The sequence below is a fragment of the Rhizobium sp. R635 genome (genome assembly GCF_002211285.1).
Classification (GTDB): Bacteria; Pseudomonadota; Alphaproteobacteria; order Rhizobiales; family Rhizobiaceae; genus Rhizobium.
In genome coordinates this window covers 98368-117066 of sequence record NZ_LOKX01000013.1, presented here as the reverse complement: position 1 = coordinate 117066, position 18699 = coordinate 98368, and the positions used below count along the sequence as shown (strand labels likewise).

The 18699-nt window shown below is 62.9% G+C and carries 19 protein-coding genes; 5 read left to right on the top strand and 14 right to left on the bottom strand.

What is annotated here, in order from left to right:
* Nucleotides 1-274: 274 nt before the first annotated feature.
* The 3 genes from ATY78_RS13425 to ATY78_RS13415 all read left to right on the top strand — a co-directional run bounded on the left by ATY78_RS13425 (nucleotide 275) and on the right by ATY78_RS13415 (nucleotide 3320).
* Complete coding sequence (locus ATY78_RS13425; protein WP_088682831.1) at nucleotides 275-1075, top strand: inositol monophosphatase family protein; 801 nt, start codon at nucleotides 275-277, stop codon at nucleotides 1073-1075.
* Between the two features lie 112 nt (nucleotides 1076-1187).
* The gene (locus tag ATY78_RS13420; protein ID WP_088682830.1) at nucleotides 1188-2285 is read left to right on the top strand and encodes a MotA/TolQ/ExbB proton channel family protein; all 1098 of its coding nucleotides are present in this window, start codon (nucleotides 1188-1190) and stop codon (nucleotides 2283-2285) included.
* A 3-nt stretch (nucleotides 2286-2288) separates the two neighbouring features.
* The gene (locus tag ATY78_RS13415) at nucleotides 2289-3320 is read left to right on the top strand and encodes a peptidoglycan -binding protein (RefSeq protein ID WP_088682829.1); all 1032 of its coding nucleotides are present in this window, start codon (nucleotides 2289-2291) and stop codon (nucleotides 3318-3320) included.
* Here ATY78_RS13415 and ATY78_RS13410 read toward each other — a convergent pair whose 3' ends face one another.
* The 5 genes from ATY78_RS13410 to ATY78_RS13390 all read right to left on the bottom strand — a co-directional run bounded on the left by ATY78_RS13410 (nucleotide 3321) and on the right by ATY78_RS13390 (nucleotide 8443).
* On the bottom strand, nucleotides 3321-4568 hold the full coding sequence (locus ATY78_RS13410; protein WP_088682828.1) for a DUF6596 domain-containing protein: 1248 nt from the start codon (nucleotides 4566-4568) through the stop codon (nucleotides 3321-3323).
* A gap of 7 nt (nucleotides 4569-4575) precedes the next feature.
* Complete coding sequence (locus tag ATY78_RS13405; RefSeq protein ID WP_088682827.1) at nucleotides 4576-4914, bottom strand: YciI family protein; 339 nt, start codon at nucleotides 4912-4914, stop codon at nucleotides 4576-4578.
* A 241-nt stretch (nucleotides 4915-5155) separates the two neighbouring features.
* Nucleotides 5156-5344, bottom strand: a complete 189-nt coding sequence (locus tag ATY78_RS13400) for a YegP family protein (protein ID WP_088682826.1) — start codon at nucleotides 5342-5344, stop codon at nucleotides 5156-5158.
* Nucleotides 5345-5506: 162 nt separating this feature from the next.
* On the bottom strand, nucleotides 5507-6499 hold the full coding sequence (locus tag ATY78_RS13395; protein ID WP_088682825.1) for a tripartite tricarboxylate transporter substrate binding protein: 993 nt from the start codon (nucleotides 6497-6499) through the stop codon (nucleotides 5507-5509).
* Nucleotides 6500-6640: 141 nt separating this feature from the next.
* On the bottom strand, nucleotides 6641-8443 hold the full coding sequence (locus tag ATY78_RS13390) for an ABC transporter transmembrane domain-containing protein (RefSeq protein ID WP_088682824.1): 1803 nt from the start codon (nucleotides 8441-8443) through the stop codon (nucleotides 6641-6643).
* A gap of 193 nt (nucleotides 8444-8636) precedes the next feature.
* On the opposite strand from ATY78_RS13390, the gene rpmE reads away from it, so the two are divergent.
* Entirely contained in the window at nucleotides 8637-8858 is a 222-nt protein-coding gene (gene rpmE / locus ATY78_RS13385; protein ID WP_009990270.1) for a 50S ribosomal protein L31, read from the top strand.
* Nucleotides 8859-9008: 150 nt separating this feature from the next.
* Here the strand turns inward: rpmE and ATY78_RS13380 are convergent, their stop codons facing one another.
* From ATY78_RS13380 to ATY78_RS13370, 3 genes are all read right to left on the bottom strand, one after another.
* Nucleotides 9009-9524 (bottom strand): DUF1465 family protein, encoded by a 516-nt coding sequence (locus tag ATY78_RS13380; protein ID WP_088682823.1) that lies wholly within the window; start codon nucleotides 9522-9524, stop codon nucleotides 9009-9011.
* Between the two features lie 502 nt (nucleotides 9525-10026).
* Nucleotides 10027-10218, bottom strand: a complete 192-nt coding sequence (locus ATY78_RS13375; RefSeq protein WP_088682822.1) for a DUF1192 domain-containing protein — start codon at nucleotides 10216-10218, stop codon at nucleotides 10027-10029.
* Between the two features lie 76 nt (nucleotides 10219-10294).
* Nucleotides 10295-11593, bottom strand: a complete 1299-nt coding sequence (locus ATY78_RS13370; protein ID WP_088682821.1) for an MFS transporter — start codon at nucleotides 11591-11593, stop codon at nucleotides 10295-10297.
* 173 nt (nucleotides 11594-11766) lie between these two features.
* Here ATY78_RS13370 and ATY78_RS28555 point away from each other — a divergent pair, with 173 nt between their 5' ends.
* On the top strand, nucleotides 11767-11931 hold the full coding sequence (locus ATY78_RS28555) for a hypothetical protein (protein WP_088682820.1): 165 nt from the start codon (nucleotides 11767-11769) through the stop codon (nucleotides 11929-11931).
* A 28-nt stretch (nucleotides 11932-11959) separates the two neighbouring features.
* Here the strand turns inward: ATY78_RS28555 and ATY78_RS13360 are convergent, their stop codons facing one another.
* The 6 genes from ATY78_RS13360 to ATY78_RS13340 form a co-directional block, all read right to left on the bottom strand.
* A complete protein-coding gene (locus tag ATY78_RS13360; protein ID WP_088682819.1) occupies nucleotides 11960-12883 on the bottom strand; it encodes a PhzF family phenazine biosynthesis protein in 924 nt (307 codons plus the stop codon).
* Nucleotides 12884-13248: 365 nt separating this feature from the next.
* On the bottom strand, nucleotides 13249-14274 hold the full coding sequence (locus tag ATY78_RS13355; protein ID WP_088682818.1) for a class I fructose-bisphosphate aldolase: 1026 nt from the start codon (nucleotides 14272-14274) through the stop codon (nucleotides 13249-13251).
* 225 nt (nucleotides 14275-14499) lie between these two features.
* Nucleotides 14500-15702 (bottom strand): phosphoglycerate kinase, encoded by a 1203-nt coding sequence (locus ATY78_RS13350; RefSeq protein ID WP_190237454.1) that lies wholly within the window; start codon nucleotides 15700-15702, stop codon nucleotides 14500-14502.
* Nucleotides 15703-15772: 70 nt separating this feature from the next.
* Nucleotides 15773-17647 (bottom strand): potassium/proton antiporter, encoded by a 1875-nt coding sequence (locus ATY78_RS13345; RefSeq protein WP_088682816.1) that lies wholly within the window; start codon nucleotides 17645-17647, stop codon nucleotides 15773-15775.
* 329 nt (nucleotides 17648-17976) lie between these two features.
* Complete coding sequence (locus ATY78_RS28550; RefSeq protein WP_190237453.1) at nucleotides 17977-18153, bottom strand: hypothetical protein; 177 nt, start codon at nucleotides 18151-18153, stop codon at nucleotides 17977-17979.
* A 102-nt stretch (nucleotides 18154-18255) separates the two neighbouring features.
* The gene (locus ATY78_RS13340; RefSeq protein WP_088682815.1) at nucleotides 18256-18570 is read right to left on the bottom strand and encodes a hypothetical protein; all 315 of its coding nucleotides are present in this window, start codon (nucleotides 18568-18570) and stop codon (nucleotides 18256-18258) included.
* Nucleotides 18571-18699 lie beyond the last annotated feature (129 nt).

Here is an 18699-nt window from a genome sequence, read left to right as displayed (position 1 = left end):
TCAAGAATGGCGCGTGACGATGTGTGAGAGGCTGACATGAACGGCTCCGTCGATTCGAAGCTCCTCATGAATCACACCCGCACCTCTCTGCGCCACAACGAAATGCAAAGCTGAAGCGATTGCCCTGCAGCCATGCGCGCCTCCCCTTGAAATTTCCGCGATTTTGTGGTCTTGAGGCCGCCAATCTTTGCAGCGCTGCCTGTCATGCATGTTCAGGGACATTTCCCGGCCCTGGCAGCGCGCGCCCCGTATCAGTGCCAAGGAAAATGCGCAGATGGCCCGTTCAGCTCTTCTCAATGTCATGGTTCAGGCTGCCCTCAAGGCAGGAAAATCGCTGGGGCGTGATTTCGGCGAAGTGCAGAACCTGCAGGTTTCCGTGAAGGGACCGGGCGATTTCGTTTCCACCGCCGATCGCAAGGCCGAGAAGATCGTCAGGGAAGAACTGCTTAAGGCCCGTCCGACCTATGGCTTCCTCGGCGAGGAAAGCGAAGAGATCAAGGGCACGGACGGCGCGCATCGCTGGATCGTCGATCCGCTCGACGGCACGACGAACTTCCTGCATGGCATCCCGGCCTTCGCCGTTTCGATCGCGCTCGAACGCAATGGCGAGATCGTCGCCGCGGTCGTCTTCAATCCGGCGACCGACGAACTCTATACCGCCGAGCGCGGCGGCGGCGCCTTCCTCAACGACCGGCGCCTGCGTGTCGCCGCGCGCCGGGTGCTGTCGGATTGCGTCATCGGCTGCGGCGTGCCGGCGCTCGGCAAGCGCAATCACGGCAAGTTCCTGGTGGAGCTTCGCCACGTGATGGGCGAAGTGGCGGGCATCCGCCGCCTGGGCTCGCCGACGCTCGATCTCGCCTATGTCGCGGCCGGTCGGTTCGACGGTTTCTGGGAATCGGAGCTTGCCCCCTGGGACATGGCGGCCGGCATCCTGCTCATCCGCGAAGCCGGCGGTTTTGCCACCGACTGGGACGGCGGGACGGCCATTCTGGAGAGCGGCGCGATCGTTGCCGGCAACGAAGCCATTCACAAGGCGCTGATCGAAGTCATCAAGCGGCCGATCCCCGCCAAGTGAGCGAATGAAAAACCGGCTGTTGTAAAGTCACGCTTTTCGCCCCGGCATACTTCAATTCGGCACAATGTTGCTCTAGTCTCCGCCAGCGATGAGTTCGGAGGCTGCTGAACCTATGGAAAATGTGAATGTGGCGGAGATCGGCTCCACCGAAAAGACGACGGGCGGCTATGCCCACAGGCTTTCGAGCCCCATGCCTTTCCTCTGGACGATGCTGCTTTTCCTCGTCATCGTCGGTTTCATCGCCGCCATCCTCTTCCGGCAGACGCAGACCGCCTTCATGCACAATCCGGGCCTCAACGGCCTGATTCTCGGCGTTCTCGCGGTCGGAATCATCCTTGTTTTCAACCATGTGCTGGCGCTTCGCCCCGAAGTGCGCTGGTTCAATTCCTTCCGTGCCGCCGGCAGTGCCGACAAGGTCAACCGCAATCCGCGGCTGCTTGCGCCGATGCGGGCCCTGATCGGCAGCCGCAAGAGCTCGGTGGCGCTATCGACGACGGCACTGCGCTCGATCCTCGATTCGATCGCCACCCGCCTCGACGAATCGCGCGACGTCTCGCGCTACCTGATCGGCCTTCTGGTCTTCCTCGGCCTGCTCGGCACCTTCTGGGGCCTCATCGGCACGATCGGCTCGATCAGCACCGTCATCCAGTCGCTCGATGCCGGCTCGAACGGCACGGGGGACGTGCTCTCGGCTTTGAAGGAAGGGCTTTCCATGCCGCTTTCGGGCATGGGCCAAGCCTTCTCCTCCTCGTTGCTCGGCCTTTCCGGTTCGCTCATTCTCGGTTTCCTCGACCTGCAGGCCGGCCGCGCGCAGAACCGCTTCTACATGGAGCTGGAAAACTGGCTCTCCTCGGTCACCGATGTCGGCTCCGATCTTGCGCCGGCCCTCGACGCCGTTTCCGGCTCGGAAGATATGCGTGCGCTCTCCGATTATCTACGCAAGGCCTCCGAAGAGGGCGGCGTCGGCAGCCAGCGTTCCGTCGCCGCCATGGCGAGCCTTGCCGAAGGCATTCAGGGGCTCGTCAAGAACATGCGCAATGAGCAGCAGATGCTGCGTGACTGGATCGAGGCGCAGCAGGACGAGGCGAAGGCGATGCGCCGCACGCTCGACCGGCTGGCCGAACGCATCGGCCTGCAGGAGCGGGGGAGCGAGAAGACCGAACGCCAGCGCGACCGCGCGAGCCAGACAGAGAAGAGCGAGGGCAAGTAAGCCATGGCTCTCGCCCGCAACCGCCGCCGCGAACGCACGGTGGATTATTGGCCGGGCTTCGTCGATGCGCTGTCGACGCTGCTCATCGCAATCATGTTCCTGCTGACGGTCTTCGTCGTCGGCCAATTCATCCTCAGCCGCGAGATCACCGGACGCGACGAGGTGCTGAACCGCCTCAACAGCCAGATCAACGAACTGACGCAGCTTCTCGCGCTCGAAAAGGGCAGCAACCAGGATCTCCAGGATTCGGTCGCCAATCTGCAGGCCTCGCTCGCGACCGCCGAAGGCGACCGCTCGCGGCTGCAGGCGCTCTTGAACGCCGGTTCGGGCGGTCAGGACGCGGCCCAGAAGCGGATCGGCGCGATGACGCAGGAACTCGACGAGCAGAAGCAGGTGAGCGAGCGGGCGCTGAGCCAGGTCGAACTCCTGAACCAGCAGATCGCCGCACTCCGCAGCCAGATCGCCGCCGTCGAAGCTGCGCTGCAGGCATCCGAAGAGAAGGACCGGGTCTCGCAGACCAAGATCGCCGATCTCGGCAGCCGCCTCAATGTGGCGCTGGCCGCGCGTGTGCAGGAACTGAACCGTTATCGGTCCGACTTCTTCGGCCGCCTGCGCGAAATCCTGTCGGATCGCGAGAATATCCGCATCGTCGGCGATCGGTTCGTCTTCCAGTCGGAAGTGCTGTTTCCCTCGGGCGGCGCCGATCTCAATCCGGAAGGGCAGACGGAGATGGCGAAGCTCGCCGCCGCCCTTCTCGATCTCGCCAAGGAAATTCCCCCGGAGATCAACTGGGTGCTGCGCGTCGACGGCCATACCGACAATGTGCCGCTCGCCGGGACCGGCCGCTATCGCGACAACTGGGAACTCTCCTCTGAGCGCGCGATTTCCGTCGTCAAGTTCCTGATCGGGCGGGGCGTGCCGGCCGACCGGCTCGTTGCCGCCGGCTTCGGCGAATTCCAGCCGATCGCGCCGGGCGACACACCGGATGCGCGCGCCACCAACCGCCGCATCGAGCTGAAGCTGACCGAGAAATGATCAGCCTGGCGAGGCTTGGCGCACCTGCTCCAGCCGGCCGGCGAGGAAGTCGCGCACAGCGGGGCTGTCGCTGAGACCGATGGCCGTCATATAGGCATCGGCCGCCGCGATATCGCCGACGCGCGCCAGAAGAAAGGCGCGAACGGCCCAGTAGGGCTGATAGCCCGCGATGTCGCGCGGATCGAGCGTGTCGAGCCGCTCCAGGCCGGCTGCCGCACTCAACGCCCTGCCGATCACCGCAGCCTGGCCGACGCGTGCGCCAAGCGTTGGCTTCATCGTCACGAGCGCGGCGTAGAGCGTCGTCAGCGCCTGCCAGTCGGTCGCTCCGGAAAGCCGCCGCGCCGCATGCACGGACTGGATCGCCGCCTGGCACTGGAAGGGGCCGAACCGGTCGAAACCTCCGGCCTTGCGCAGCAGCGCATCGGCTTCCGCAATCATGATCGCATTCCAGGCCGCCGTATCCTGCTCGTCCAGCGGCACATATCGGCCGTTGCCGTCCCGCCGGGCGCCGCGGCGGGCTTCACAATGAAGCATGAGGGAAAGAAGACCGATCGCTTCCGGCTCGTCGGGCAATACCGCGAGAAGCGTGCGGCCGAGCCAGATGGCTTCGCCGGTGAGCGAATGGCGCTCCTCCTCACCGTCGAGGCCATCCCAGCCGAGGCCGTAGGCGGCGTAGATCGCTGAGAGAACGGCGGCGAGCCGCCCTGATAAAGCGGGGCGAGGGGGAATGGCGAAGGGAATGCCGGCCTCGCGGATCTTCACCTTGGCCCGCACCAGCCGCTGGCTCATCGCTTCCGGTGACACGACGAAGGCCCTGGCGATGGTTTTCGCCTCGATGCCGAGAACGGTTTGCAGCATCAGCGCCGTATGCACCGACTTGTCGATGGCGGGATGGGTGCAGGCGAAAAGCAGCTTCAGCCGCTCATCGGGGAAGATGGATTTTCCGGCCCCGTTCATGCGCTCCTCCGCCTCCTCGAAGGCGAGCGATATCGTCGCCTGCGCATTGGCCTGGACGGTGCGGTGGCGGGCCGCCTGCATGAGGTTGCGGCGCGCGGCGACCATCAGCCAGGCTTCCGGATTATCGGGGACGCCGCGTTCCGGCCAGACGCGAAGGGCTGAAGCCAGTGCTTCCGACAACGCGTCTTCCGCTGCCGGCACGTCGCGCGAGCGGGCGGCGAGAAAGGCGATCAGCTTGCCGTAGGATTGACGCGCCACCTGTTCGGCAGCGCGTCCGGCATCGGGCGGCATCGCAGCCTCACATCTGCAGGCGCGGCCGTACCTCGACCGACCCCTTATCGGAGATCGGAACGCGTATCGCCCATTCGAGCGCCGTATCCATGTCGGGAACCTCGATCAGATAGAAGCCGCCGAGCTGTTCCTTGCCCTCCGGATAGGGGCCGTCCTGAACATCGTGGTTTTCGCCTTTGCGACGCACGATCGTGCCGGTTTCAGGGGCTGTCAGCCCGGCGCCGCCGGTCATGATCCCCGCTTGAGCCAGCGCTTTGCTATAGGCAACCCAGCCGTCGCGATAGACGGGGTCGCTGCGTCGCGCAAAATCCTCGGCGGCTTCGCGAATGATGAGAGCATATTGCATGGGAAACTCCTGATCTCGTTGGTAGCGTTGATCCAGGCAGCCGTGACGCCCGGCGGAGCGGCTCAGCCGTTCCGAGACAATGAGGCGCGGCCAACGGTCATTTCGACATGACTTTCAAAAAAATTTGCAAAGATAGGAATTGCGCACGATTCACAAGCAAACAGGCCAGGCTCGAAAGCACCGGCGCTGCTCATAGGCGCTGAAGGCCAGAGCGGCGTTCAAGCCGCTGCTGCCGCCTTGATCAGGCTTCGGTCTTGGTCTGGTCGACGATGTCGGCGCCGGGCGAGTTCTTCTTGATGGATTCGATGGCGTTCAGGGCGGATGCCTTTGCCTTGTAGCCTTCGGAACTGAACATGGTTTCGCCGTTCGATGCCTTGAAGCGGAAACGGAATTCGCCTGATTTATCCTTGTAGACTTCGAATTTATACATTGATGTCTCCCAAAACGCTGCGTTCCAACCATCAGCGTGACGGAGGCTAGACCAAAATGGTGAGCTTTTCCACTACCTTAATTAGAAATGAATTGCACAGCGTCCAATTGCCGCCGCTTCCATCGGACGCAAGCGAGGCGAGCGGCGGCATGGACCCCGGCGTCACTCCATCTGGATGTTCGCGCCCTTGACGACCGGTCCCCATTTGGCGAGCTCGGCTTTCACATGGGCGGCGAGTTCCTCCGGCGTCGAGCCGACGATGGTGGCGCTGAATTCCTTCATGCGGTCGGCAACGGCCGGGTCCTTGAGCGCCTTGTTGGCCGAGGCGTTGAGCCGCGTCACCACCTCGCTCGGTGTGTTGGCCGGGGCAAACAGCGCGTTCCAGGTATAGGTCTCGTAGCCCGGTATGCCCGACTCGGCGATCGTGGGCACATCAGGGAAGGAGGGCGCGCGCTCGGCGGTCGTCACCGCCAGCGCCCGCAGCGTGCCCGCCTTGATGTGGCTGGAGGAGGAGGGCAGGTTGTCGAACATGATCGGCACCTGGTTGCCGATGACATCGTTCAACGCCGGACCGGCGCCCTTATAGGGGATATGCTGCATGCTGACGCCGGCCATGCTCTTGAAGAGCTCGCCGGAGAGATGCAGCGGCGTGCCGTTGCCTGACGAGGCATAGCTGTATTTGTCGGGCTCGGCTTTCAGGAGCGCGACCAGTTCCTGCACGGTCTTTGCCGGCAGTTCCGGATTGACGACCAGCACGTTCGGCACGACGACGAGCAGCGAGACCGGCGCGAAATCCTTCTCCGGGTCGTAAGGCGTCGATTTGAGGATCAACGGATTGAGGGCGTGAGTCGCGACCGTGCCCATCAGGACGGTGTAGCCGTCAGCGTCGGCGCGGGCGACGTTGCCGGCCCCGAGATTGCCGCCTGCGCCGGCGACGTTCTGGACGATCACCTGCTGGCCGAGATCTTCCGACATCTTCTGTGCGACGATGCGGGCGACGACATCGGTCGAGCCGCCGGCGGCGAAGGGCACGACCATGGTGATCGCGCGATCGGGAAAATCCGCCGCAACGCAAGCCGTGCCGAGACCGAGCGTTGCAGTCAGGCCGAGAGCGAGCGCAAGGCCCGTGCGTCGCGTGATATCGGAAAGCGCCATTCCTATCTCCTCCCAAGGATTTCAGCAGCAATATCCCCACCCGGGGCATGAAGAGGGTAGGGCAGAGCGCGCGAAAGACAACCGCAGGGAGGGTGCGGCGGCGTCAAACTTTAGTCGGTGTGTTTGGAGAGGCTATGCCGGTTATTTCGCGGCGGCCAGCACATCCTCATGGGCGGCATCGAATTGGAGCCGCGCCAGCCGCGCATAGATGCCGCCGTGGCGGATCAGGCTCTGATGCGTGCCTTCCTCGACGATGCGGCCCTGGTCCATGACGAGGATGCGGTCGGCCTTCAGCACGGTTGCCAGCCGATGGGCGATGACGAGCGTCGTGCGGCCGTCCACCAGGCCGTCGAGCGCCTTCTGCACCAAGGTCTCGCTTTCGGCATCCAGTGCGGAGGTCGCCTCGTCGAGCAGCAGCACCGGCGCATTCTTCAGGATGGCGCGGGCGATGGCGATACGCTGGCGCTGACCGCCGGAGAGCGTCACGCCGCGTTCTCCGACCTCGGTCTCGTAGCCCTTGTCCAGCCGGGCGACGAATTCGTCGGCCTGGGCGGCAAGGGCTGCGGCGCGAACCTCGTCGCGCGAGGCGCCGGGGCGGCCGAAGGCGATGTTGTCGTGGATCGAGGCGGCGAAGATGGTGACGTCCTGCGGTACGATGGCGATGCGCCGGCGCAGTTCGTCGGGCGTCGTCAGCCGCGCGTCGATGCCGTCGATCTTCACGCTGCCCTGCTGGGGATCGTAGAAGCGCAGGAGCAGCGAGAAGACGGTGCTCTTGCCGGCGCCGGACGGGCCGACGATGGCGACCGTTTCGCCGGGCGCAATTGCGAAGTTCAAGCCGTGCAGCGCCGATTTGCCGGGGCGGGAGGGATAGGCGAAATGCACGTCGGTAAACTCGACGTGGCCACGGCCAGGCGAAGGAAGAGCTTCCGGATGGGCGGGGGCCGCGATCGGGGAGACTTCGTCGAGAAGCTCGGTCAGCCGGTCGGCGGCACCTGCGGCCTGGGAGAGTTCGCCCCAGACCTCCGACAGCGCGCCGAGCGAGCCGGCGGAGATGACGGCATAGAGCAGAAACTGGCCGAGCGTGCCGGCCGAAAGCGTGCCGGCAAGGACGCTATGGGCGCCGACCCAGAGCACGGCGACGACGCTGCCGAAGATCAGCGTGATGGCAATCCCGGTCAGCAGCGCGCGGGAGCGGATGGCGGCGCGGGCGGCCGCATAGGCGGATTCGACGGCGGTGCCGTAGCGTGCCGCTGCCGCGTCCTCGCCGTTGAAAGCCTGCACGGTGCGGGTGGCGGCGACCGTCTCGTTGGCGAAGGCGGATGCTTCGGCGAGTGTATCCTGGGCGGCGCGGGAGCGTTTGCGCACCGACCGGCCGAAGGCGACGAGCGGGAAGACGATCAGCGGGATCGCCCCGATGACGAGGCTCGAAAGCTTCGGCGAGGTGACGATCATCATGCCCATGGCGCCGAGACAGAGAATGAGGTTCCTGAGCGCCACCGAGGCGGTGGCGCCGACGGCGGACTTGATCTGCGTCGTATCGGCGGTCAGCCGCGAGACGATCTCGCCGGACTGGTTGACGTCGAAGAAGGAGGGCGACAGCCGCGTCACGTGGGTGAAAACATCGCGGCGGAGATCGGCGACGATCCGTTCGCCGATGGTGATGACGAAATAATAGCGCAGCGCGCTCGCGACCGCGAGCACGATCGCCATGACCATCAGCATGGCGAAGTAGCTGTTGATGAAGCGGCCGTCGGAGTGCGTGAAGCCGTGATCGATCATGCGGCGCACGGCAAGCGGCAGCGCCAGCGAGGTGACGGCGGCAAGCGTCAGCGAAATCAGCGCGCCGGCCACGAGGCCGCGATAACGCATGACATATGGCGTCAGCCTGCCGAGCGGACGCAGCGACCGCCTCTTATTTTCCTCAGCCCGTGCCTGTTCTGCCAAATCGTCTCCGTTCGCCCGCAGGACCCGCGCAATGCGGCCTGTTGGCTCTTGTTATCTAGGCGTCCTTCATGTATAGGCACCGCATCCTAATGGGAAGCCGTAGCCATCACGACTGCGGCTTCATTTATTCAAACGGTTCGTTGGCCGCAACTGCATGCGGCAAATTGAACTCCGGTATCGCAGGAAGATTGTTATGAAGGCAGGCATCCATCCCGACTATCACACGATCAAGGTAGTCATGACCGATGGCACCGAATACGAAACCCGCTCGACCTGGGGTTCGGAAGGCGCTGTCATGAACCTCGAAATCGATTCCAAGTCGCATCCGGCCTGGACCGGCGGCAACCAGCAGCTCATGGACCGCGGCGGCCGCGTTTCCAAGTTCAACAAGCGTTTCGGCGGCCTCGGCCTCTAATCGCTTCTGCTGGACAGCAATTGAAAAGGGCCCGGTTCTGCCGGGCTTTTTTGCGTTTGCACACTGCTCGGGACGTGGTTGTCGAATGACAAACAAAAAACCGGCCGCGCGGGGCGCAGCCGGTCTGATATTGAATTCCGGAAGATCTGATCAGTTGTTGCCGAAGGCCGTCTGCAGCAGGGAGAGCTGGGCCTGGACGCTGTTCTGATTGTCGTGAACGATCACGGCTTCGGACGGACGGTAGATTTCGCGGTCGAGCAGGGCGATGCGGTTCTGCAGACGCAGCGAGCGCTCGACGAGGTCGCGGAAGGATTCCGGAAGGTCGCCCCAGCCGGGTGCGGCGCGATCGACGTTGAAGCCGTCGAGGCGGACCTTGTTCTTCTCGGCCAGCACCTGATCGCGGGACATTTCGCCGTTGTTGACGGCGCGCTGCAGCAGCAGCCAGGAGGCCATCTGCATGAGGCGGGTGGTAAGGCGCATCGATTCCGCGGCGTAGAGAACGGAGGCCATGCGCGGCAGAACCTTGGAAGCTGCGCGGCCCTGGCCGTCGAGATAGGCGGCGGTCTCTTCAACCAGCGACATGCCTTCCGCATAGAGTGCCTTGAACTGCGAAGATGCAGCGGCGCGGCCTGCAAAACTGATCGTGTTCACTCCAACTTCCGACATCGCAATAGTCCCTGTTGCACGCAGCTACTTATGTTCAGGTAACGCCGGCGCCATGGGAAAAGTTTCCGGGCCGGTCTCTATGCCTCTAAGAATGGTATCATTAGCGGAATTGCGCAAGTCGTTTCTTAAGAAAGGGTTAATCTCCACAGTTTCGTGGAAAGCCGCTGAAATAGCAAAAAGAAGAGCCGCAAAAGCGGCTCTCAAGGTAAAACAGGGAGAAAAATCAGACCAATTCACCGCTTGGAAAACTGTCTGAGAACCCAGAGAAAATCTGGACGAGTACAGTAATATCTTAGAAAGCTTAATAATTTATTAACATTGTGCCGGATCAAGACTTGAGGGCGGCTCATTTTACTATCCAGCGCCTTGTTTTCTCTGGGTTTCAGCACGACATGCAGCTCATGCATGTCGCCCGGAAGCGTGCAGCGATTCCGGGACAACGGCATGCATGGAAACGAGGAGCTGAAGCGCGTCGCTTGAATTGGGTTTAACGGGACGCGCTTTAAGAGCGGAAGAAGCTTTCCGCCGCCTGCCGCCCCGAGGCCTTGCGGGTGGCCTCGGCTTCGAGCCGGGCGATCTCCGCTTTCAGCAATTCCACCCGTGCTTTCAGCTCATCCACCGAAAGCATGGAGAGATCGGCGCCGATCTCGTGGGCGGCCTTTTTCTGCGGCCGGTCGTCATCGATGAAGCTCATGGTTCCTCCTCCGTTGCCGGAATGTCGTCCTTCGCAATTTTGAACGCAAAACCGCTGCGCGCTTTGCTGGAATTGCTCAGCCGAACTTTATAGCAGGATCGCCGCTTTCGGGAGACTTTCCGGTTTCAGGAGATTTTCCGGCGCCGCGATCGGCCAGCGACATGCTTTGCGGCGTCAGCATCGGCGAGGTGCCGGTCGGGATCGTCGTGTAGGCGTCGCGGTCGCTTGCCGGCACGGCGGCGCGGATGCGGCTTCTGATGATGGCATAGACTGTGATCAGCAGGTGGGCGATGGCGGTGACGAGGAAGAGCGCATGCGGGGTGATCGCCGACATGACCGGGCCGCCGATCGTCGGGCCGATCACCGTGCCGATGCCGTAGAGCAGCAGCAGGCCGCCGGAGACCTTGACGAAATCCTCGGCCGCCGCGAAGTCGTTCGCATGGGCGACGGCGATCGGGTAGAGCGTGTTCGCCACCGCGCCATAGAGAACGACGAGCCCGATCAGCAGGGCGGCAGACGTCGGATGGATCAGGAAGATCAGCAAGCCGGCAACGGCTGCGATCGCCGACATCGCGGCCAGCACGTAGCGCCGGTCGATCCGGTCGGAAAGCCGGCCGGCCGGCAGCTGCATCAGCGCGCCGGCGAAGATCGTGGCGCTCATCATGACGGCGATGCTGGTATCGGAAAGGCCGGCGCCCGCGCCGAAGACGGCGCCGAGCGTGCCGTAGGCCCCGTTGGCGATGCCGACGAGCAGGATGCCGAGGCAGGAGACCGGCGAGTTGCGGTAAAGCGCCGGCAGATCGAGGCGGACCGCCTTCAGCGGCTGCGGCGAAGCGGCGGTCGACAGCGTCGTCGGCAGCATGGCGATGCAATAGAAGATGCCGCAGATCATGAAGAGCACCGGTGTGCGCACATCCTCGAGCGGGATCATCATCTGGCCGCCGACGACACCGAGCAGCGTGATGCCGATATAGAGCGAGAAGATCGCGCCGCGGCTCTCGTTGCTGGCGCGCTCGTTCAGCCAGCTTTCGATGATCATCGAGGTGCCGGCGGTGGAGAAGCCGGTCACGGCGCGCAGGACCACCCACCAGAACGGATCGATGATGATACCGCTGACCAGCGCGATGATGGCGATGATCGAGATGAAGCCCGAGAAGGCTCTGACATGGCCGACACGGCGCACCAGTTTCGGCGCCACCAGGCAGCCGATGACGAAGCCCCCCGCCCATGAGGTGCCAAGCAGGCCAAGGGTCGTCGTGGCGTAGCCCTCGATATTGCCGCGCACCGGAAGCAGGATGCCCTGCAGGCCGTTGCCCATGAAAAGGAAGAGCGTGCCAAAGAGCAGCGCGGCGACGGACAGCAGGTTTCTCTTCATTTCCCCGACTCAAGTCTCAAGCGATTGACATGGACATAAGGCAAGACCTGCTTCAGCCCAGCCTCAAGATGATTGATTGTGCCCCGGAATGTCTTTACGGCGTGTAGTGATCCTCTTGTTCGCGCGGAAAAATGTCTGTCCTGTGGCATTCCGAAAAACGGAAAAAATAAAGCATGACAAAGCTGATAGCCTTGCTGCTCATCCTTGCCATGGCGATACAGGTGATCAAGCCGCTCGGCCTTCCCGGCTTCAGGCGGCGGATGGACTTCTGGAAGATCGCGCTCTTTGCCTTCGGCATCTGGGCAGTGGCGTTGCTGTCGCGCGATTTCCTGATGTAAATCGGATTGAGGACCTGATCTGCGATCGTCAGTCCCGTAGCGTGATTTCTCCACGCATGACGAAAACGCAGCTTCCCGAGATCACGACATCGGTAACGATGCCGCCGGACTTTACGACATCGAGGGCGATGATGCTGCGTCGGCCCATTTCGACGCCCTGCTCGACAGTGATGCGGACGTTCATATCGGCCTCGGGCGCCAGCGAGACGAGATAGGCGCCAAGGGCCGCCGAAGCGCTGCCGGTCGCCGGATCCTCCGGCACATTGTCGAGCGGCGCGAACATGCGGGCGCGGATCTTCCACGGATCTTCGGCTGTCCTGGCATAGACGAAGAGCGAGAAGTCGTGGCCGCTCGTCGTCTGCCGGCCGGCGGCGGCCTGGAAGCCGGCAAGGTTCGGACGGGCGGCGGAGAGCGCCTCGAGCCCGTTCAATTCGGCGACGGCGAAGTTCAGGCCGACGGAGGCAAAGACCGGGGCATGCGTGGCCGTGAGGACGAGGCCGGGATCGAGTGAGACGCAGCGGGCGACGGTTTCCTCGGCGATGATATCGCCGATCGTCAGCGGCTGCGGCGCGCGGATGGCTGTGGCAGCGACCTTTCCGCCGTCGCGTTTCAGGCTGACTTCGACGATACCGGCCTTTTCCTCGAAGCGTAGCGTATCGCCGACCGGCCTGCTGAAAATCTCCGGCTGTTGACCGAGCACATAGGCGGTGCCGACATTCGGATGGCCGGCGAAGGGGACCTCCATCGTCGGAGTGAAGATGCGTACGCGGGCGGAGTTCTTTGGATCTTCCGGCGGCAGGACGAAGGTGACTTCGGAATAGTTGAACTCCGTGGCGATCTTCTGCATCGCCGCATCGGTGAGGCCGCGCGCATCGGAGATGACGGCAAGCGGATTGCCCTCGAAGCGCGTGGAGGTGAAGACATCGACGGTGACGTAGGAAATGGTATCCATAGCGGCTCCTCTTGCAGCGGGCCGTTATGAATAATCACGATTTTTCGCGGGGCGAAGCGGTTTCTTGTCGCCGAGACAATGCCGAGGGCTGTCTATCGCGTTGCGCTGATTTTTTACGCAGATTCGTCGGATGGGGAGTGCGAGGCCTCTCCGAACTCCCTCATTCCTGTGCTCGTCACAGGAATCCAGCCACGGCGCGTCTGCGCCGTGAATGAATCAATATCTCAAGGGAAAGAGTCTTCCGCGCCCAAAGACTTGGGCGCACTGGATTCCTGTGACAAGCACAGGAATGAGGGAGGCGAGGGGATTGGGCAGGAGCAGCAACGTTGTGGTTGCCGCCCCGCCCGAATCCCAGATGCAAAAACTCAGGCTGCCTTTTCCAGGTCCTTCTTCCAGCTGCCCTTGGCGGCGAGGCTGTTCATCTCGGCGCGGTGGGTGAATTCGCGCTGGCCGGCGGCGACGTTTTCCGGCTTGCCGTTCCAGGCCTTGAGCGCGCTGTCCTGCAGGGCGCGGCCGTAGGAGAAGGTGACGAACCAGGGCAGGTCGGCCGTGGCGTTGATGGCCGAAAGGTGTGCGCTCGCCTCTTCGGTCGACTGGCCGCCGGAGAGGAAGGCGATGCCGGGAACGGCGGACGGAACCGTGCGCTTCAGCACCAGCACGGTGCGTTCGGCGACTTCGGCGACCGAAGCCTTGCGGGCGTTCTTGCCGTCGATGACCATGTTCGGCTTCAGGATCATGCCTTCGAGGCTGACGCGGGCATCGGCCAGTTCCTCGAATACGATGCGCAGCGTGGATTCGGTGACTTCGGCGCAACGGTCGATATCATGGTCGCCCGGCTTGCCATCCATCAGGCATTCCGGCTCGACGATCGGAACGATCTTGGCTTGCTGGCAAAGAGCCGCATAGCGGGCAAGCGCCTGAGCGTTGGCGCGGACCGAACCGCGGGTCGGCAGCGACGAGGAGATGGCGATGACGCCGCGCCACTTGGCGAAGCGGGCGCCGGCTTCATAATAGCGGGCAAGGCGCTCGCCGAGGCCATCGAGGCCTTCGGTGATGGTTTCGCCGGGGAAATTAGCCATCGGCTTGGCGCCGGTATCGACCTTGATGCCGGGAATGGAACCGGCGGCGCGGATGATGTCGACGAAGGGCGTGCCATCGGCAGCCTTCTGGAACAGCGTCTCTTCGAAGAGGATGACGCCGGAGATATATTTCTTCATCGCCTCGTCGGAGCGGAAGAGCATCTCGCGGTAATCGCGGCGGCTGGTTTCGGTCGATTCGAGATTGATCGTGTCGAAACGCTTCTTGATGGTGGAGGTCGATTCATCGGCAGCAAGCAGTCCCCGGCCGCCTGCAACCATCTGCACTGCAATATCTTCCAGTCGTTCGCTCATCTCGTTCTCTCCACTGCATGAAACATCGGCGGTTTAAGAATATAGGACGGCGATAACAGAAGTTTATAGAGAGGAAAATGGAAGCCTAAGTCACTGAAACGATTGAAATCAATTCAATCGTTTGAAAAAATGGGAATTTTTCCGCGCCTTGAGCAAAAGACCGCGGAAGGCTGCTGGCCGCCGCGGTCTATCCACATGTAAAACCTGTCAAATCAGGCTTGGCAGTTATTTGCTGGCGTTGAGGACCGCGACGCCGGGAAGCTCCTTGCCTTCCATCCATTCCAGGAAAGCGCCGCCGGCGGTGGAGACATAGCTGAACTCGTCGGCAACGCCGGCATGGTTGAGCGCCGAGACGGTATCGCCGCCGCCGGCAACGGAAGTGAGCTTGCCGGCGGCCGTGCGCTCGGCGGCGTATTTTGCGGCAGCGACGGTTGCGGCATCGAAGGGCTCGATCTCGAAGGCGCCGAGCGGACCGTTCCAGACGAGGGTCGAAGCGCGCTCGATCCAGGCATTGATGGCCTGGACGGATTTCGGGCCGACGTCGAGCACCATGGCATCGGCCGGAATGGCGTTGATGTCGACCGTTTCGTTGGCCGCGCCTGCCTTGAATTCGCGCGCGACGACGCCGTCTTCCGGCAGGATGATGGCGCAGCCTGATGTCGCGGCCTCGATCATGATCTGCTTGGCGGTATCGGCAAGATCATGCTCGCAAAGGGACTTGCCGACATTGGTGCCGCGGGCGGCGATGAAGGTGTTGGCCATGCCGCCGCCGATGACGAGCGCATCGACCTTCTTCACGAGGTTCATCAAGAGATCGATCTTGGTCGAGACCTTGGCGCCGCCGACGATGGCGACGACGGGGCGAGCGGGAGCGCCGAGACCCTTTTCCAGCGCTTCCAGCTCGGCCTGCATGGTGCGGCCGGCATGGGCCGGCATGTGATGGGCAAGCCCCTCGGTGGAAGCGTGGGCGCGGTGGGCGGCGGAGAAGGCGTCGTTGACGTAGATATCGCCGTTGGCGGCGAGCGCCTTGATGAAATCGGGATCGTTCTTTTCCTCGCCTTTGTGGAAGCGGGTGTTTTCCAGGAGCAGGATATCGCCGTCATTCATCGCGGCGACGGCGGAGGCGGCGGCCTCGCCGATGCAGTCGGATGCCGTCAGCACGGCATGATCGAGCACTTCCTCGACGGAAGGAGCGATCAGCGACAGTGACAGATCCGGCGACGGGCCATCCTTCGGCCGGCCGAAATGGGCAAGCAGGATCACCTTTGCGCCCTTGTTCGACAGTTCGAGGATCGTCGGCGCCACACGCTCGATGCGGGTCGTATCGGTGACCTTCCCGTCCTTGACCGGGACGTTGAGGTCGACGCGGACGAGAACGCGCTTGCCGCTGATATCGGAAAGATCGTCGAGGGTCTTGAAAGAAGGCATGGGGAAGATCCAGTCTTGGTTGGCGGAAGTCGCGCAGACCATAGCAAGGATCATTCGAGACGCAAGGCGTTCAACGGCCGTTTTCGCGCTTGGCTTCGTCGCGTCCGGCCGATGCTTTCGGCGCGATTTCGGCGGCTGCGGCTTCCCGGTTTCGGCGTCCGTTCAGCCGGTCGCGGATGCGCTGGATGATGTCCTTGAGATTGATGAAGATCGGCAGCGTGATCGCCGGTTCGACCGCTTCCAGCGACATGCCGACGGAAGTGATGTGGTCGTGCTCGTCGAGATCGCGGACGATCAGGATGATCGAGCCAAGGCGGACGCGGTCGGCATAATCGGCCTTGCCGCCGAGGCGCTGCCGCATCAGTTCGGCAATCGTCAGCCCCTTTTCGGATTCGTTGAGCAGGCCGGGCCCATAGGCGGCATCGAGATCGGCGGCGGGGCGGGCGGGCGAGAGCGCGAAGGCCCCGAAGAATTCGGCATCGTCCTCATCAACCGGCGCGCGGCTTGCAAAGAGGCGGTCGAGCAGGCGGGAATAGCTCGGCACGATGAAGAGATAGACGAGATCGTTTTCGCGCAGCCGCCCGGCATATTGGTAGCGCATCGACTTGCCGTCGCGGATGACGAGCGAGGGTGTCGCCCAGCGCGGAATGCGCTCGCCGCGCAGCACCGGGCTGTCCTTGATGACGCGGTAGGAGAGCAGTTCGTGGTTGGCCGCACCCGGCAGGTCGACCTCGACCTTGTCGACGGCGCCGATGCGCGGCGGGATGATCAGGCCGAGCTTCTTGGCGACCGGTTTGATCGTCCAGCCCTGGACGAGCAGGGAGACCAGCACGATGATGAAGGCGGTGTTGAAATAGATCTGGCCGTTTTCCAGCTTGCCGAGAATCGGCATGATCGCCAGCAGAATGGAGACGGCGCCGCGCAGGCCGACCCAGGCGACGAAGCCGATTTCCTGCTGCGTGTAGTCGAAAGGAAGCAGCGACAGCCAGACGGCCAGCGGCCGGGCGACGAAGATCAGGAAGAGGGCGAGCAGGATGGCCGGCACGATGATGACGGGGAACTGCGAGGGCGTGGCGAGCAGGCCGAGCACCAGGAACATGATGATCTGCGCCAGCCACGTCATGCCGTCCTGGAAGCGCTTGATGGTGCCGATCGCCTGCATCTTGCGATTTCCGGCGTAGATGCCGGCGACGTAGACCGCGAGGAAGCCGCTGCCGCCGACCGTGCCGGCGAAGGAGAAGACGAGCAGAGCGAGCGCCAGCACGAAGATCGGGGTCAGGCCGCGATCGGTATCGAGCTTGCTGACGATCAGCACGATCATCATGCCGCCGAGCAGGCCGAGGATGACGCCGAGTCCCATCTGCTGGATGAACATGGCGAGCATGCCGATATTGATGCCGGAATAGCGCTCGCCGCTCGCCAGCACTTCGACAAGGGCGATGGTAAGGAAGATCGCCATCGGGTCGTTGGTGCCGGATTCGACTTCCAGCGTCGAGCGCACCTTGTCACGGATGTTGATGCCGCCGATGCGCAGCAGGAAGAAGACGGCGGCGGCATCCGTAGATGCGACGATCGAGCCGAGCAGCAGGCCTTCCAGCCAGGTGAAGTTCAGCAGCCACATGGCGGCGACGGCAAAGAGCGAGGCGGTGATCAGCACGCCGACCGAGGCGAGGGTGAGAGAGGGCACGGCCGCGAGCCGGAAGGCCTGCATCGGCGTGCCGAAGCCGGAATCGAACAGGATGACGGCAAGCGCGATCGAGCCGAGAATATAGGCGAGGTAATTGTTGCTGAATTCGATGCCGAGGCCGTCGACGCCGGCGGCAAGGCCGATCATCAGGAAAAGCAGCAGCAGCGGAGCGCCGAAACGGAAGGCTAGCAGGCTGGAAAAAGCGGCAAGAAGCACGAGCGCCGTCGCGACCAGCACCACGATATAGAACGCTTCCATGCCCACCCCTTTCCATCGACTGCTTCGCGGATGCGGTCACCCCCGACCGATCCGTCCGTCTCAACCCCTCCGCCGCGCGCGTCGATCCACCAGTAAACGGCAAAACGGCAGAGAAGGGTAGGCCTTGCGGCTTAACCTCGTCTCGTGCTGCATCATGCTGCTGAACGGCTGCCGGACGGCCACCGACATGGAAATGCTACGGGAGAAACTCTCTACAAAGAATGTATAAGAGAATCAGGCAAGAGCAGGGCGAAATGCGGGAAGCTTCGATTTTTCCTGGCGGTATCCGCCAAGCGCGGCAGGACAGGCACATTCCTCCATGCGGCCCGTCAGAAGACCGCCTGAAGTATGATGACGGCGAGAAATGAGAGACCGATGAACGCGGCGACCGAGACGACCAGACGATTGGCCTTCGCCAACACGGCAGGTTTGACGTCCCGCTTGGGGTGAAACCGCTGCCGCCGCTTCAGGGTGGTCTGGGACAAGCGTTTTTGCGCCTCTGCCATCGATCGCCTCCACTTGGATCATCTCAGCCATTTTGCAGCGCTATGCATTTCTCAGTCTATCACGCTTGGCCGGCGTACCGGAAGATCGATGCAGATCGACTGTCAGTCTTCGGTGTCTTCGCTCCCGTCGGTCAGGTCTTCGACCGGGACCAGGAAGACGACGAACTCGTCGTCGATGGTCCTTTCCGGATCGTCGTCGAATTCATAGGCGTGCTCGACTTCGCTGGCTTCCTCGGCGGTTGCCTTGCGCAGGCTGAGCGTCGCCTTGCGGTCCCAGAGCGGTTTGCCCTCGGACTCCAGGATGGTCAGGTCGTCGCGAAAATCTTCCGCTTCGAAGAAATGCGTGGCTTCCTCATGGTTTTTCGAACGGAAGCTGGCGACGGCGCGGCCGGCGATTTCAACGGTGAAGTAATCCATCCATCCCTCTTTATCTCCCCGGGTGCGACGGCGGCTCCGGGTTGTCAACAATGCCACGACCGGCTTCAGACGCCTATAACAAAACGGCCCGGTTTCCCGGGCCGTCCATGATTTTCAGTGATCTGCCGC

What these genes read in the sequence shown, in the direction of transcription:
- ATY78_RS13400 (WP_088682826.1), bottom strand. Translation starts at nt 5,344, where the DNA reads ATGTATAAATTCGAAGTCTACAAGGATAAATCAGGCGAATTCCGTTTC.
- ATY78_RS13350 (WP_190237454.1), bottom strand. Translation starts at nt 15,702, where the DNA reads ATGCCTTCTTTCAAGACCCTCGACGATCTTTCCGATATCAGCGGCAAG.
- ATY78_RS13355 (WP_088682818.1), bottom strand. Translation starts at nt 14,274, where the DNA reads ATGAGCGAACGACTGGAAGATATTGCAGTGCAGATGGTTGCAGGCGGC.
- ATY78_RS13340 (WP_088682815.1), bottom strand. Translation starts at nt 18,570, where the DNA reads ATGGATTACTTCACCGTTGAAATCGCCGGCCGCGCCGTCGCCAGCTTC.
- ATY78_RS13425 (WP_088682831.1), top strand. Translation starts at nt 275, where the DNA reads ATGGCCCGTTCAGCTCTTCTCAATGTCATGGTTCAGGCTGCCCTCAAG.
- ATY78_RS13345 (WP_088682816.1), bottom strand. Translation starts at nt 17,647, where the DNA reads ATGGAAGCGTTCTATATCGTGGTGCTGGTCGCGACGGCGCTCGTGCTT.
- ATY78_RS28555 (WP_088682820.1), top strand. Translation starts at nt 11,767, where the DNA reads ATGACAAAGCTGATAGCCTTGCTGCTCATCCTTGCCATGGCGATACAG.
- ATY78_RS28550 (WP_190237453.1), bottom strand. Translation starts at nt 18,153, where the DNA reads ATGGCAGAGGCGCAAAAACGCTTGTCCCAGACCACCCTGAAGCGGCGG.
- ATY78_RS13380 (WP_088682823.1), bottom strand. Translation starts at nt 9,524, where the DNA reads ATGTCGGAAGTTGGAGTGAACACGATCAGTTTTGCAGGCCGCGCCGCT.
- rpmE (WP_009990270.1), top strand. Translation starts at nt 8,637, where the DNA reads ATGAAGGCAGGCATCCATCCCGACTATCACACGATCAAGGTAGTCATG.
- ATY78_RS13370 (WP_088682821.1), bottom strand. Translation starts at nt 11,593, where the DNA reads ATGAAGAGAAACCTGCTGTCCGTCGCCGCGCTGCTCTTTGGCACGCTC.
- ATY78_RS13395 (WP_088682825.1), bottom strand. Translation starts at nt 6,499, where the DNA reads ATGGCGCTTTCCGATATCACGCGACGCACGGGCCTTGCGCTCGCTCTC.
- ATY78_RS13360 (WP_088682819.1), bottom strand. Translation starts at nt 12,883, where the DNA reads ATGGATACCATTTCCTACGTCACCGTCGATGTCTTCACCTCCACGCGC.
- ATY78_RS13420 (WP_088682830.1), top strand. Translation starts at nt 1,188, where the DNA reads ATGGAAAATGTGAATGTGGCGGAGATCGGCTCCACCGAAAAGACGACG.
- ATY78_RS13415 (WP_088682829.1), top strand. Translation starts at nt 2,289, where the DNA reads ATGGCTCTCGCCCGCAACCGCCGCCGCGAACGCACGGTGGATTATTGG.
- ATY78_RS13405 (WP_088682827.1), bottom strand. Translation starts at nt 4,914, where the DNA reads ATGCAATATGCTCTCATCATTCGCGAAGCCGCCGAGGATTTTGCGCGA.
- ATY78_RS13410 (WP_088682828.1), bottom strand. Translation starts at nt 4,568, where the DNA reads ATGCCGCCCGATGCCGGACGCGCTGCCGAACAGGTGGCGCGTCAATCC.
- ATY78_RS13375 (WP_088682822.1), bottom strand. Translation starts at nt 10,218, where the DNA reads ATGAGCTTCATCGATGACGACCGGCCGCAGAAAAAGGCCGCCCACGAG.